Origin of the sequence: Janthinobacterium silvisoli (assembly GCF_014200725.1) — a bacterium.
In the GTDB taxonomy this organism is placed as follows: Bacteria; Pseudomonadota; Gammaproteobacteria; order Burkholderiales; family Burkholderiaceae_D; genus Janthinobacterium.
Map to the genome: position 1 here is coordinate 1,470,321 of NZ_JACHCL010000001.1, position 14,428 is coordinate 1,484,748.

At 56.2% G+C, this 14,428-nt stretch carries 13 protein-coding genes and 1 pseudogene; 5 read left to right on the top strand and 9 right to left on the bottom strand.

What is annotated here, in order from left to right; translation table 11 throughout:
* Positions 1-61: 61 nt before the first annotated feature.
* Positions 62-772, bottom strand: coding sequence for a pseudouridine synthase (locus tag HDE75_RS06645; RefSeq protein ID WP_183675651.1), 711 nt, complete (start codon positions 770-772; stop codon positions 62-64).
* A gap of 253 nt (positions 773-1,025) precedes the next feature.
* Here HDE75_RS06645 and HDE75_RS06650 point away from each other — a divergent pair, with 253 nt between their 5' ends.
* A complete protein-coding gene (locus HDE75_RS06650) occupies positions 1,026-1,367 on the top strand; it encodes a hypothetical protein (protein ID WP_183675650.1) in 342 nt (113 codons plus the stop codon).
* A gap of 176 nt (positions 1,368-1,543) precedes the next feature.
* On the opposite strand, the pseudogene HDE75_RS06655 reads toward HDE75_RS06650, so the two are convergent.
* From HDE75_RS06655 to HDE75_RS06670, 4 genes and pseudogenes are all read right to left on the bottom strand, one after another.
* Positions 1,544-1,642 (bottom strand): annotated as a pseudogene (locus HDE75_RS06655) (16S rRNA pseudouridine(516) synthase); the annotation flags it as partial.
* Between the two features lie 87 nt (positions 1,643-1,729).
* Positions 1,730-2,044 (bottom strand): hypothetical protein, encoded by a 315-nt coding sequence (locus HDE75_RS06660; RefSeq protein WP_183675649.1) that lies wholly within the window; start codon positions 2,042-2,044, stop codon positions 1,730-1,732.
* Positions 2,045-2,162: 118 nt separating this feature from the next.
* Positions 2,163-2,486, bottom strand: a complete 324-nt coding sequence (locus tag HDE75_RS06665) for a hypothetical protein (RefSeq protein ID WP_183675648.1) — start codon at positions 2,484-2,486, stop codon at positions 2,163-2,165.
* An 826-nt stretch (positions 2,487-3,312) separates the two neighbouring features.
* Positions 3,313-3,705 (bottom strand): hypothetical protein, encoded by a 393-nt coding sequence (locus HDE75_RS06670; protein ID WP_183675647.1) that lies wholly within the window; start codon positions 3,703-3,705, stop codon positions 3,313-3,315.
* A gap of 402 nt (positions 3,706-4,107) precedes the next feature.
* Here HDE75_RS06670 and HDE75_RS06675 point away from each other — a divergent pair, with 402 nt between their 5' ends.
* Positions 4,108-4,452, top strand: coding sequence for a hypothetical protein (locus HDE75_RS06675; protein WP_183675646.1), 345 nt, complete (start codon positions 4,108-4,110; stop codon positions 4,450-4,452).
* A 326-nt stretch (positions 4,453-4,778) separates the two neighbouring features.
* Here HDE75_RS06675 and HDE75_RS06680 read toward each other — a convergent pair whose 3' ends face one another.
* The 4 genes from HDE75_RS06680 to HDE75_RS06695 form a co-directional block, all read right to left on the bottom strand.
* A complete protein-coding gene (locus HDE75_RS06680; RefSeq protein WP_183675645.1) occupies positions 4,779-5,771 on the bottom strand; it encodes a S49 family peptidase in 993 nt (330 codons plus the stop codon).
* 36 nt (positions 5,772-5,807) lie between these two features.
* On the bottom strand, positions 5,808-6,185 hold the full coding sequence (locus HDE75_RS06685; RefSeq protein ID WP_183675644.1) for a Rieske (2Fe-2S) protein: 378 nt from the start codon (positions 6,183-6,185) through the stop codon (positions 5,808-5,810).
* Positions 6,182-6,841 carry an HAD-IIIA family hydrolase gene (locus tag HDE75_RS06690; protein WP_183675643.1) on the bottom strand — a complete coding sequence of 220 codons (660 nt, stop codon included), beginning with the start codon at positions 6,839-6,841 and terminating at the stop codon, positions 6,182-6,184. The genes HDE75_RS06685 and HDE75_RS06690 overlap by 4 nt, the downstream gene beginning before the upstream one ends.
* A 102-nt stretch (positions 6,842-6,943) precedes the next feature.
* Positions 6,944-7,939: an RluA family pseudouridine synthase gene (locus tag HDE75_RS06695; RefSeq protein WP_183675642.1), complete on the bottom strand. Its 996-nt coding sequence runs from the start codon at positions 7,937-7,939 to the stop codon at positions 6,944-6,946.
* 689 nt (positions 7,940-8,628) lie between these two features.
* Between HDE75_RS06695 and HDE75_RS06700 the strand changes: the two genes are divergently transcribed.
* From HDE75_RS06700 to moaA, 3 genes are read left to right on the top strand one after another with little or no spacing between them, the layout of a single operon-like run.
* Positions 8,629-11,829, top strand: a complete 3,201-nt coding sequence (locus HDE75_RS06700; RefSeq protein ID WP_183675641.1) for an Rne/Rng family ribonuclease — start codon at positions 8,629-8,631, stop codon at positions 11,827-11,829.
* 59 nt (positions 11,830-11,888) lie between these two features.
* Positions 11,889-13,241, top strand: a complete 1,353-nt coding sequence (gene chrA / locus HDE75_RS06705; RefSeq protein WP_260173743.1) for a chromate efflux transporter — start codon at positions 11,889-11,891, stop codon at positions 13,239-13,241.
* A gap of 30 nt (positions 13,242-13,271) precedes the next feature.
* Positions 13,272-14,393 (top strand): GTP 3',8-cyclase MoaA, encoded by a 1,122-nt coding sequence (gene moaA / locus HDE75_RS06710; RefSeq protein ID WP_183675640.1) that lies wholly within the window; start codon positions 13,272-13,274, stop codon positions 14,391-14,393.
* Positions 14,394-14,428: the final 35 nt, after the last annotated feature.

Sequence of the window (14,428 nt, forward strand, 5' to 3'; positions counted from 1 at the left end):
CAACCAGTATCTAACAACGCAAAAAAGCCGGGAATTCCCGGCTTTGACCTTCAGGAAGGAATCAGGCCAGCAGCGCCAGTTGCTCTGGTGTCAGATAACACCACTCGCCTTCGGCGATGCCCAGCGACTCCAGGGTCAGGCTGCCAATCGCGGAGCGATGCAAGGCGCTGCAATGGTTGCCGGCGGCGGCCAGCATGCGTTTGACTTGGTGGTATTTACCCTGCTCCAGCACGATTTCCAACTGGTGCTCGCCGCGCTTGATGCAAGTCAAGGCGGCCAGCGGGGCGGGTTCGTCATGCAATTGCACGCCCGCCAGCAGCAGCGCCACCAGCTCATCGGTCACGGGCTCTTGCGTCGTGGCCTGGTATATCTTCGGTACATGGCGCTTCGGCGACGATTGCGCATGGATAAACGGGCCATCGTCGGACATCAGCAGCATACCGGTCGTATCGTGGTCGAGACGGCCGACTGGCTGGACTTCGCGCCAGCTGAACTGTTCCGGCAGCAAGGTCAGCACGCCAGGGTGATGGCTGGGTTTGCGCGAGCATTCGAAATTGGCCGGCTTGTACAAGGCCAGATACAGGTGCTCGTGGTACACCCACTCTTCTTCGAAGACATGCAGCACCAGGCCTTCGGTTTCGACGGTGGTGCGGTAATTGGTCTGGGTCACGCCATCGATGACGACATCGCCATCATCGATAAGGGAGCGGCAATACTTGCGGGTACCAAAGCCCTGCGATTGCAGGATGCGGTCTAGGGATAATTTACTCATGGGCGTGACTTTAACAGATGGCGCCTGCAGCGTGAAGATATGCAGATCCTGTCAGCAGACTGCATGGCGCCAGGGCCAGCATCCGCCAGCCGTCCGGCCTGCCAGCACATCCGGCAACGTTTTTCCCATGCAGTAAGGCAGGCAATCCTTAAATAAAAATATAAAGAATTAACGCCATTAAATTATTCACTATGCAACATCTCCGACATTGAAATACAATTACAAATAATAATTTCTCTTTTATAAGGAAGTCATGAAAAAGATTTTCGCCGCATTATTAATGACGCTTGCAAGTCTGCAAGCCAGCGCCTGGGATGGTGTCACAAGTGGGAAAATCACACGAATTGAAGGCGTAGGAGGTGCCGGTGGTGCAGGAAACTTTGACTTCCGCGTCTATCTCTCGGCAGGCACGCCCCCATGCCCGACCAATAATGTACCGCCACCCTTGTGGAGCTATATCAATGCCGCCGATGCCAACTACAAGAGCATCGTAAGCATGCTGTTGATGGCACAAGCCTCCAATAAAACGGTCACCATCTATAGCAATAATGCGGCAGGTTATTGCCAGATTGCCTGGGTCATCATCACCGATTAATCGTTGCCTGGATTCTCACCCCTCTGCATATGGAGTGCAGAGGAATCAGATGCTGGTTTACTACTACGGCAGTACAGACAACAGCACACTTGCAAGCAGCACATTATTCTATTTCAACAATATCAGCAACACATTCAGATTCGGTCCATTGCACAATCTGTCATCAATATGACTCAATCGATGACGACATCGCCATCATCGATAAGGGAGCGGCAATACTTGCGGGTATCAAAGCCCTGCGATTGCAGGATGCGGTCCAGGGATAATTTACTCATCGGCGTGACCTTAACAGATGGCGCCTGCAGCGTGAAGACGCTCGAGATCGCCGTTACCATCCACTCCATGCCGAGCATCAAACCCGATCAGTCAGCCACAATATAGATAAACTGGCCCTTGCAGTTGGTGTCGCCATCATTAATCACAATGCTAAGCTTTTTTCCCGCAACCAGAGACGTCAACAGCGTAGCATAAACGGCCTTATTATTTGCCAGATCAGCCTTGGACCACTCAATACGAACGCCGGCAGGACAGGACTTGCTGCCACCATCAAGTGAAAAGAACATCGTACCAGGAAGATAGCTTGCCTCTATAGAGGTCACTCGTCCTACGGCACTTTCGAAAGCATATACATTGGATATCGAAAAACATAAAATCAAACAAACAAGCACATTTCTCATTTTTCACCCACTCAAAGAATCACAGCTCGTCCGAACCAAGTACTGGAGAGCCGCATATAAAAAAACGATCACGTTGCCACCACGGCAGCGCAGTCGACATCATCATGCAAAGTCTAGATTATTCTATTTCTATAATATCAGCAACACATTCAGAATTCGGCCCATTGGTTAACCTGTAATCAATACGACTCAATCTTTTCCCTGACAGCTTTGCAGCCAAGACCTGTCCATACAACGCTTTTTTATCAGTTGAAATATAAATACTCGAATAAAGACACTGCGCTTCAAGGTTATCCGACACTCTAAAATAATAATAACTATTTCCTTGAGCACCTACATTGCTTACTGTCTGATTAACCGCAGTAAATGCTATCCCTTGAGAAAATGCCACAGCAGATACAGCAGATAGTGACAAAATTAGTGTTGCCTTTAGAAAACTCATATTTCTTCCCATATTAAACATTGCTATAATTATATCTACTATTTAAACCATTTTCACAATATGCATATTAATGCAACTTAAATTACTTTATTTCGATCCAGGGAGCGATTTTGGAGAGATCGGATTACGGAAATACACTCCCCCCCCTCCGCCGCTCCTTCGCTGGATATTTCCCAAAAATTGAAGGTAGCCGAAAGCTTGAGCTTCCTTATCAAGCCGCTCATAGCATATCCCTGCATGAAAAATAAGATCACAACCACCGAAGCACCTCAAAAGGAGTACGATATTTTGAAATCCAATTATTTAAATATCAAAAAATCACCACCTCGCTCAAGGCCGCTGTTTTATTAGCCCTTTCCACACTATCATTTACCGCACATTCCCAAGCGATACAATTTGGCATGTCAACAGTGAAAGTCACAACAGTTGGCGTACATGGCGCAATACCCTATTTCAGAATTATGGAATCACTAGAGGCAAAGTGTGCCTATTCAATCATCTATATTCCCGCAGAAAAAACTGCTTTATGCACAACTTTTGATGGCAAAGTCAACCACAGGAGGGAAATTAGTCCGATTAAATTACACTCTGACTAACGGCCCAAATTCAGAATGTCATGCGGACATCATTGAGATGGAATAAGGCAGGATTCCAGACGGCGATACCACCATCGATCACTTCACATCAATTGCAGGGACGTGAATTCCGCTGACAGGTATCAATGGACTGCCCACAGCAGCTACACAATAGCCGGTACGAGCATGGCCATCACAGCCATGCCGGCAGCAGCACCAGCCACCGGACAATCCCGACTTTCCTGCAACTATTACAGAACCGTCGCAGCGACAAGGCTGCAGCGGCCTGGAATGGCTGCGTGCTGAGGATCATCGCTGATGTGCAGCAGCAGCGGCTGCTGCGTCATTTTCGCCGCCGTCAACAATGTAAAAAGACGTTTTTTGGAATCGTCAGCTTCCAAAGTGGTAATGTACACATTGCTACATGTGAGTCCTGCAGGAAGTGTAAAGCCATCCTTGATTTTCAACTCAAGATTGCCCGCCCGATGCCCCAGCACCGCCTGCTCGATGATCGAAATATTCTCGATATATACCGGACCAGTAGCACCCACGGCCGCAGCCGCTGGACTGGATATCGCCATCATTAGCAGCAGACTCAAAAAACGGAATTTCACTGCAGGCATTCTCATAACTGGTAAAGACATATTCACCTTAACTAAAATGGAAGATTTTTACACTCGTCAAGAAAAGTGTCAAATGATTAATTTTATTTGCTCGGTAAAAATACAGCCTTTTTGTTTTATTTATCTGACAATCAATCGGCGATCATGATCCAGCCCACAACCTTGTTTTACTCTCCTCGAAATTGTGAAGAAAGCCCCTCCCTTGCCCGCGCCTATGGCCTCGCATCGTTAGCAAGATAGCTGGCATGGCGGCAACGCCAAGCATGCCAAAAAAGATAATTACACAAGTGTCAACGAAGGCCTGATCAAAGCTTCCTTTGAGATATATCAAGCGCTCGGAATATTGCATAGATAAACTGGAATCTCATTAGGAATCCGCCTAACGACCTTTAGGAATAACGGTAGAACCAAGAAGAGCTTCGTATGCACGACATCGACCATATTGCCCTGGAAGGCAGCATCCATGAGATGCGCTTGCGTCTCGCCATCGAACAGAGCGCAATGCATAAAGTGCGGCAAGCCGTCGCGCGCTGGCGCACTGCTGCGCCGGTACAGCAAAAAGCCGCTCCCCGTACTGAGCACTGCGCTGAGCACTGCGTGCCTTTGCCCTGCCAGTCCCGATGGCATGACGATGCGCAATGCCATTTCATGTGCTGGCTGGAAGCGGGCGGCTTTACCCAGGAAGAGGCGCGAGAGAACAGTGCGGCAGCGGAGATCGCGGAAGATCATGCCAGCCCGGCCAACTCCTGCATGCACTGTCCGACCTGAACTGTCAGCGGTAGCAAAGTTGCCGCACAAAAGGTAACGGCGGCATTGCGCCGCCGTTACCAAGCCCCATCGGGACTTTAGTGAGGAATATAAATTCACTCAAAACCGCATCGTCGATGCAGCAAGTAGTTCCAAGTTCAACTTGGTTCAAGTTCGTACTGACGAATGATTGCCAGCCTTCCGACAACATTTTGTGTTATATCGCCCCTCCCTTGACATGAACTACAGTGTCAATATAGACCACAGCCTGTCATTTTCAAGACAATTTACCCAGTTTTAGCAAGGGCATCCTTGCTGACGCTATCAGAATGACAGCGTCATTTCCCTCACCGCAACATCGGCTTGACGTCTTGCATGGCGGCCTTCATGGCGCCTGCCCCCAGCGAAGCGCCGAATTTTTTCAGCACGCGCTCAGGCAAACCTTCGCGCTGCGTGTAATCGACGATATCTTCTGCCTTGACGACATCGCGCGCCACGCTGTCGACCGTGCCAAAATCATCGGCCAAACCCATCTCGACGGCTTTGGCGCCCGTCCAGAACAGGCCGGAGAACATTTCAGGCGTTTCTTTCAGGCGCTTGCCGCGGCCGGCGCGTACCACGTCGATGAATTGCTGGTGGATTTCATTGAGCATGCCCTGGGCATAGGCCTTGTGTTTGTCACTCAGGGGGCTGAACGGGTCCATGAAACCCTTGTTTTCGCCGGCCGTCAGCAAACGGCGCTCAATGCCAACCTTTTCCATGGCGCCCGTAAAACCGAAGCCATCCATCAGCACGCCGATCGAGCCTACCACGCTGGCTTTGTTGACGAAAATCTTGTCGGCAGCGGCAGCGATGTAATAACCGCCCGAAGCGCACATTTCATCGACCACCACGTACAGCGGCTTGTCTGGATAGCCCTTGCGCAGGCGCTGCATCTCATCGACGATCATGCCGGCCTGCACCGGGCTACCGCCCGGACTGTTAATATGCAGCACTACCGCGACGGAACCGCTATCGGAGAAAGCTTTGTCCAGCGCAGGGATCACCACGCCTGCCGAACCGCTACCGTCGGCATCGATGGTGCCCGTGATATCGATCAGGGCCGTGTGCCGGCCCAGGGTTTCACTATCGTCCGTATTGTTGTAGTCATAAAACACCCACAATGCAAACAGCACCACCAGCAAGCTCGTTACCTTGAAAAACACGCTCCAGCGCCGGTGTGCGCGCTGTTCCTGCAAGGTGGCAAACACCAGCTTTTCCAGTACCTCGCGCTCCCAATTGCCGTTGGCGCCAGGGACGGCGGCACCAGAAACCGGCGTGTCATTCGTGTTATCGCTCATAATTCACTTTGCTCAAATAAAGACCAGCACCAGGCATCAAGCCTGGCGTGGCCTGACATAATCGTCGGGCTTCCAGTACAACTGGCCGTCGCGCTCGGCCACGGAAATCGGACGCAAACGGCCGCCCTTGCACGGGCCGCCCGCGCACACGCCGCTGTCCGGCACGTAGATGGCGCCATGCGTGGAGCACATCAGGTACAAGCCGCTCGATTCGAAAAACTCGCCTTCGGCCCAATCGAGTTCGATCGGTACGTGAGCGCAGCGGTTCAGATAACCATAAGCCTTGCCGTCATAGCGCACGACAAAACCGGTGGTCGCTTCGCCGCCAGCAGAAACAGGGAAACGCACGCCCTTGCCGCCCTCTTGCACCGCCTCGGCGGCGCAGATCAACATCTCGACAGCACCACTCATCATGCGTTCTCGTTCAACCATTGATGCAGGTCTGCCACGCTGGCAGCCGAATACAAGGGATTGCAAGTTTGCAATTGCGCTACCGGATGGGCGCCGTACTCCACTGCAATACCCGCTGCGCCCGCATTGTTGGCCATCAGCAGGTCGTGGCTAGTATCGCCGATCATCACGGTACGGCGGATATCCTGCCCCAATTCACGCGTCAATTCCTGCAACATGGCGGGGTGCGGCTTGGAAAACGTTTCATCGGCACAACGTGTTGCATCAAACAAGGACAATAATTTGACGGCATTCAGTGAACGGTTCAATCCGACGCGGCTCTTGCCGGTGGCGACGGCCAGGAAATACGCTTGCTGCGACAGATCTTCCAGCATTTCATGTACACCGGGAAACAAGCTCAGCTGATGATCGCTCGACAGATAGTGGTAGCGATAGCGTTCCGCCATGCGCGCATGGTATTTCGGCTCGACATCGGGCATCACTGCCTGCATGGCTTCCTGCAAGCCCAGGCCGATCACATGCGACGCCAGCAAGTCGCCAGGGACCGGCAAGCCCAGGTCTTTGGCGGCAGCCTGGATACATTGCACGATAGTGGAGGTACTATCCATCAAAGTACCGTCCCAATCGAAGACGATCAGATCAAATTGCTTTCTTGCCATGTTTCCCGACGGTACAGACGCCGGCTCCTTGAGTGGTGAGCGATGGCACAGACTACCTTGTGAGTAGTTAGTTGCGCCATCGCGGTGTGAGTGTTTAACGCGCTAACGGCTAGTCACGGCCAGCGGTTTGCCCAAGCTTACCAAGAAACGCTCGCATTCGGCGGCCAGCGGGGCCTTCAAGGTCATCGTCTTGCCCGTTTCCGGATGGGTAAACGTAATTTGATGGGCGTGCAGGAACATGCGCTTGAGGGCGCCGCGCGTGCTGTCGGCTTTCAACAAAGCGCGGTTGAGGGCAAAATCGCCGTATTTATCGTCACCAGCGATGGGGAAGCCCGACGAAGACAAATGCACGCGGATCTGGTGCGTGCGGCCGGTTTTCAATTCAGCTTCCAGCAAGGCGAAGTTGTTATATTTATACAACAACGAAAATACCGTGTGCGATGGCAAGCCATCGGCTTGCACCGCCACCCGGCGCTCGCCTTCTGCCGTCGTATATTTATGCAAAGGCAACTTCACATGTTGGCGCGCATTCTTCCAGTCGCCCGCCACCATGACCAGGTAGCGCTTGTCGGTCAGACCGTCGCGCATCTGCTCATGCAAGTTGGTCAGGGCAGAACGTTTTTTTGCCAATAACAACAGGCCGGAGGTGTCGCGGTCCAGGCGGTGCACCAGTTCCAAAAACTTGGCGTCCGGACGCGAAGCGCGCAATTGCTCGATTACCCCGAACGAGACGCCCGAGCCGCCATGCACGGCCACGCCAGCCGGCTTGTCGATGACGAGCAGCTGCGCATCTTCATAGATGATGGCAAATTCGGCGGCAGGCGCGCCGGTAGCGGCTTTTTCAGCCACGCGCACCGGCGGAATGCGCACCACGTCGCCGGCGGCAAGACGGTACAACTGATCAATACGGCCCTTGTTAACGCGCACTTCACCCGATCGCAAGATCCGGTAAATGTGGCTTTTAGGCACTCCCTTGCACACTCTTAATAAGTAGTTGTCGATGCGCTGGCCAGCTTCTTCTTCAGCGATCGTGACGAATTGGGCTTGCGGCTGAACCGGGGGTGTTGAAGGGGGAACAACATCATTTTGACTCTTCATTTACTATGTCTTCCCAGAAATCTCTCTAAGTCCTTCATTTTGAATATATAATTGTTTTTGCTGCGGCCCTGGCTGCTGCTGGTGTAAGAATAAAAGCACATTTTACACAGGGGCGTCTCCACCGGCCTCGCCAAATTGCAAATTCGGTGGAAAAAAATGTATATGCACCGTCCCTGCGCGAATCAAGGTTGCACCGTAGTTGTAATCGGATAAGGCGTACGGATGCTGAAGAGAGTGTATTGGATTGTAAGGATAAGTACCCGTTAGCGCGACTTATCAAGTCGGGCTCGTGGGTTGATGAAGTTGATAACGCTTGCCGTTTTCGCCAAACCCCGTATGCGGCCACCTGAGGTTGTCGATGAATAGGCTGAGGCCAAGCCTCGCCATCGCGATCCCTGTAATGAGCCTGCTGACGATTTGGCTCTGAATTTGCTGTCCGCTTGCATTCTCTGCCCCCGACACATACTCGGGCTGTATCAGATGAGTTGCAAGTGCGCTGTGCACTCGGCATGACGATCGACCTCACCGCGCCTGTTGCGGCCGTAACGTACGTACTTTAGTACGCGTTATTGTTCCGCACGCTTAGGCATTTCCCCCGCCTACACTCCCGTTCTCGCATATATCCCTGTACTTTGGCTGCTTCCTAGGGAGCGGCCTCGAGATGGCCTACGGGTCGCGGAGTTATAAAAATGAAACGCATGTTGTTTAATGCCACGCAGCAAGAAGAACTGCGCGTAGCGATTGTCGACGGACAAAAACTGATCGACATCGATATCGAGACAGCCGGGCGCGAACAGCGCAAATCAAACATTTACAAGGGCGTCATCACCCGCATCGAGCCATCGCTCGAAGCGTGTTTTGTCAGCTATGGCGAAGACCGCCACGGCTTCCTGCCCTTCAAGGAAGTTGCCCGCACTTACTTCCGCGAAGGCGTGGACGTGCGCAATGCCTCCGTCAAGGAAGCGCTGCGCGAAGGCCAGGAAATCATGGTCCAGGTCGAAAAAGAAGAACGCGGCAACAAGGGCGCTGCCCTGACCTCGTTCGTTTCGCTGGCTGGCCGCTACCTGGTCCTGATGCCGAACAATCCACGTGGCGGCGGTGTTTCGCGCCGTGTGGAAGGTGAAGAGCGCCAGGAATTGCGCGAAACCATGGATAAACTGGACTTGCCAGCTGGCATGTCCGTAATTGCCCGCACCGCCGGCATCGGCCGCAACGTCGACGAACTGCAGTGGGACTTGAATTACCTGATGCAACTGTGGCGCGCTATCGAAGGCGCCGGCAAATCGGCCAATGGCGCGTTCCTGATCTACCAGGAATCGTCCCTGGTGATCCGCGCGATCCGCGACTACTTCCAGCCTGATATCGGCGAGATCCTGATCGATACCGACGAGATCTACGACCAGGCCCACCAGTTCATGAGCCACGTGATGCCCGATATGGTGCACCGTGTCAAACGCTACAGCGACGATGTACCGCTGTTTTCGCGCTTCCAGATCGAACACCAGATCGAAACGGCTTACAGCCGCACCGTCCCGCTGCCATCGGGCGGCGCCATCGTCATCGACCACACCGAAGCACTGGTGTCGGTCGACGTCAACTCGGCCCGCGCCACGCGCGGCTCGGACATCGAGACCACCGCCTTCAATACCAACTGCGAAGCGGCCGAAGAAGTGGCCCGCCAGTTGCGTCTGCGCGACTTGGGCGGCTTGATCGTGATCGACTTCATCGACATGGAAGTGGCAAAGAATCAACGCGAAGTGGAACAGCGCCTGAAAGACGCGCTGCACCATGACCGTGCTCGTGTACAAATGGGCAAGATTTCACGCTTCGGTCTGATGGAACTGTCGCGCCAGCGCCTGCGCCCTTCGCTGTCCGAAGGTTCGCACGTAACGTGCCCGCGCTGCTCCGGCACCGGCCACATCCGCGATACCGAATCGTCTGCCCTGCAGGTGCTGCGCATCATCCAGGAAGAGGCGATGAAGGAAAACTCGGCCACCATCCACGTGCAAGTGCCCGTCGATGTGGGCGCTTTCCTGCTGAACGAAAAGCGCGGCGAAGTGCTCAAAATCGAAAACCGCCACCGCATCGCCGTGATCCTGATCCCGAACAAGCATCTGGAAACGCCGCACTACAAGCTTGAACGCATCAAGCACGACGATCCGCGCCTGGAAGACAGCCAGGCCAGCTACAACCTGGCCGAACACGCTGAAACCGACATGGCGTACAGCAAGCGCCAGAAGGAAGAAGCCAAGCCGCGCCAGGAAGCCGTCGTCAAGACGATCACGCCTGACCAGCCAGCACCGCTGGTCGAGCGTAAGCCGGTCGAAGCCAAAGCTGCGCCGGCTCCCGCCGCTGCACCAAAAGGTTTCCTGGCCAAGATCATCAGCTTCTTCACGGGCGCCGCGGCGCCAGTGGCTGCACCTGCGCCTGCTGCGCCAGCCAAACCGGCCGCCAATGGCGACCGTGGCGACCGCAACAGCCGTGGTCCACGCAGCCGTGGCCGCAACGGCAAGCCAGGCCGCGAAGAACGCGAGCCGGGTCAAAATCAAGGCCAAGGCCGTGCTGCCCAGGATGAAGCTGGCAAAGAAGCAGAAACCCAGGAAAAAGCCGCCCGGCCACCACGCCCACCGCGTCCACCACGCGAACCGCGTGAAGCGCGCGAGCAAGGCGACGCAGCAGCACCGGCGCCACGCGAACGCGCAGAACGCGAGCCACGCGGCGAGCGTCCTGAGCGCGGCGAACGTCCGCCACGCCAGCCACGCGAAGCGCGCGAACCACGCGCCGACAAAGCCGTCGTCGCCGAAGTCAAGGCCGATGAACTGGCAGCCGTGGGCGCGAGCGCCAGCGCAATCAACGTAGTCGTGCCGTCGAACGGCCCTGCCAGCGATGCTGCACCAACCAGCCTGCTGAAAGCACCGGCCAACGCCGGCCCTGAAGGCGAGGAGACGGAAAACGAAGTCGAAGGCGAAGAGCCACGCCGCCGCCGCCGTCGTGGTGGCCGCAACCGCAACCGCCGCGACCGCGAAACGGGCGAGCTGATCGAATCGGCAAACGGCGAAAACGAAGGCCAGGACGCTGCCCCTGTCATCAGCTTCACGGTCGCTCCGGCCGCCGAAGCCGAGGCAGCGCCTGCCGCCGTTGCTGCTGTGGCTGCAGCTCCAGTGGTAGTTGCCGTTGAAGCTGCTCCAGTCGTTGTTGCTCCAGTCGTTGCAGAAGTGGCGCCTGCCGCTGCTGAAGCAGTGGTGGAAGCCAAGCCTGTCGAAGCCGTTGCCGAAGTAGCGCCAGCAGTAGTTGCTGAACCAGCACCTGTCGTTGTTGCAGAAGTTGCACCGGTAGTCGCCGAAGCGCCTGTCGTTGCTGAAGCTGCCGCTCCTGCACCAGCCGTTGAAGCGGTAGTTGCCGTTGCCGAAGCTGTTCCAGCGCAGGCTGAACCAGTACCTGCTGCCGAGTACAGCTTTGCCGAAAAAGCCGCCGCACCTGTGGTAGAGGCCAAGGTGGAAGCGCGGGCAGAGGCGCCAGTGGCTGTGGAAGCAGCGCCAGTGCTGGAAGCTGCACCAGTAGCCGAGCCAGTCGTCATCGCCGAAGCCGCTCCAGTGGCAGAAGCACCTGTCGTGGCGGAAGTTGCTATAGCGCCAGTTGCTCCTGCTCCAGCACCGGTAGTTGCTGCTGCTCCAGTAGTTACTCTAGCGCCAGCGCCAGCGCCTGTGGACTTGAACGCGGTACTCGGTTCGGCTGGCCTGACCCTGGCGTCCACCGATCCGGAAAAACTGCGCCTGGCGCGCGAAGCGGCTGCCAAAGCCGTTCCACCGGTACGCAAGCCACGCGAACGCAAGCCATTGCCGCCGCAATCGGATGAGCCGTTGATCCAGGTCAACACGCAACGTCCATAAGCGAGTCGGATTCGTCCAGCAGCAATCACCAAGGGGAAGCTCAGGCTTCCCCTTTTTTTATGCCTACACCGCCAGCCATGCAAGCTTCCAGCACCCCTCCCGCCCCCGTCAGCCTGGGCACCGCCTTCTGGTACTGGCTCAAGCTGGGCTGCGTCAGCTTTGGCGGCCCGGCCGGCCAGATCGCCATGATGCATGCCGAACTGGTGGAAAAACGGCGCTGGATTTCCGAACAGCGCTTCTTGCATGCACTCAATTACTGCATGCTGCTGCCCGGCCCCGAAGCCACCCAGCTGGCGATCTACATCGGCTGGCTGATGCACCGCACGCGCGGCGGCATCCTGGCTGGCCTGCTATTCCTGCTGCCATCCTTGCTGGTGCTGATAACCCTGTCGTCCATTTACATGGCCTACGGCAATATCCCGGCGATCGCGGGCATCCTGTACGGTATCAAGCCAGCCGTGGTGGCCATCGTAGTGGCCGCCGCCTGGCGATTAAGCCGGCGCACCTTGCGCAGTCCCAGCCTGATCGGCATTGCGCTCGCGTCTTTTATCGCCATCACCGCTCTTCAACTGCCATTTCCATTGATCGTGCTCGGCGCCTGCCTGCTGGGGGTGGCAGGCGGCTATGTATTGCCAGGGCAATTTCACCTCATCAGCACACCTCATGGCGCGGCCGGCAGCCATCTGCCGGCCCTGATCGACGACACGACACCGACGCCGCCCCACGCCCGCTTTACGTGGACGCGCCTGTTGTCCACCAGCCTGGCGGGCATACTGCTGATGTGCCTGGCCTGGCTGGCGCTGGCCCTGCTCGGTGGGCGCGATCAGCCACTGGCGCAGATGGCTGTATTTTTCAGCAAGGCCGCCCTGCTCACCTTTGGCGGTGCCTATGCCGTGCTGCCGTATCTGGTGCAAGGCGCCGTCGATCACTACCACTGGCTCAGCAGTGCACAAATGATGGATGGCCTGGCTTTGGGCGAAACCACGCCCGGCCCTCTCATCATGATTGTCGCTTTCATCGGCTTCGTGGGCGGCTGGAGCCACGCCATATTCGGCGAACACCTGTGGCTGGCGGGCGTGGCCGGCGCCCTGGTCACGGCCTGGTTTACTTTCTTGCCATCGTTTATCTTCATTGTGGCCGGCGCACCGGTGGTCGAAGCCACGCGCGGCAATCTGCGCCTGAACGCGCCATTGACCGCCATTTCAGCCGCCGTGGTCGGCGTGATCGCCAGCCTGGCCGTGTTTTTCGGCCGCCACGTTTTCCTGCCCGACACGCCCTCGCTCCACCTTGACTGGCTGGCCATCGCCATCGGCGTAGCGGCGGCTGTGGCGCTGATAAAGTTTCAAATGGGCACCATCAAATTGCTGCTCGCCTGTGCCATCTGCGGCCTCGTGCTATCGTATCTGCCTTGAACGATCACTTTTGTACCTGGCATCACCTTCATGAATGACAAGATTATTTATTTCGCTACGGCCCGTAATGGGGCTTTGACGATACCGGAACGGCTGGAAAGCCCCAGCGGACAGCTGGCCGACCGCCGCGGCCGGCCCCTGCACGACCTGCGCATTTCGATTACCGACCGCTGCAACTTCCGTTGCGTGTATTGCATGCCGAAAGAAGTGTTCGACAAGAACCACGTCTATCTGCCGCACACGGATTTGCTGTCGTTTGAAGAGATCTTCCGCATCGCACGCCTGTTCGTGGCGCATGGCGTGGAAAAAATCCGCCTGACGGGTGGCGAGCCACTGCTGCGCAAGAATATCGAAAAGCTGGTGGCTATGCTGGCGACCCTGAAAACTGCGTCTGGACAGCCGCTGGACCTGACCCTGACTACCAATGGCTCCCTGCTGGCCAGGAAGGCGCAAGCGCTGAAGGATGCGGGCTTGAAGCGGGTCACCGTGTCGCTCGATTCACTGAACGACGCCACCTTCAAGCGCATGAACGATGTCGATTTTGCCGTGGCCGACGTGCTGCACGGCATCGATGTCGCCCATCAGGTCGGGCTGGGGCCGGTCAAGGTCAATATGGTGGTCAAGGCTGGCATGAATGAGCAGGAAATCGTGCCGATGGCGCGCTATTTCAAGGGTACGCCGACTATCTTGCGCTTCATCGAATACATGGATGTGGGCGCTTCGAATGGCTGGGACTTGCGCGAAGTGGTACCCTCGGCCGAAGTGGCGCGCCGCATCAACGCCGTCATGCCGCTGGTCGCCGCCGATCCCAATTACGTAGGCGAAACGGCGACGCGCTGGCGTTATCTGGACGGTGGCGGCGAGATCGGCCTCATTTCCAGCGTCACGCACGCCTTCTGCGGTGATTGCAGCCGCGCCCGCTTGTCGACGGAAGGCAAGCTGTACACTTGTTTGTTCGCCACTGATGGCCACGACCTGCGCGCCCTGCTGCGTGCAGGCCATAGCGACGAGGAAATGTCTACCGCGCTGGCGCAATTGTGGCGCAGCCGTGGCGACCGTTATTCGGAATTGCGCAGCAGCCACGTGCCACTGGATGGCGCGATGCCCGAGCATGGCAAAAAGAAAGTGGAAATGTCGTATATCGGCGGCTGAAGCAGACTGTGCTTCGCCCCAGCGCTGTTACCATG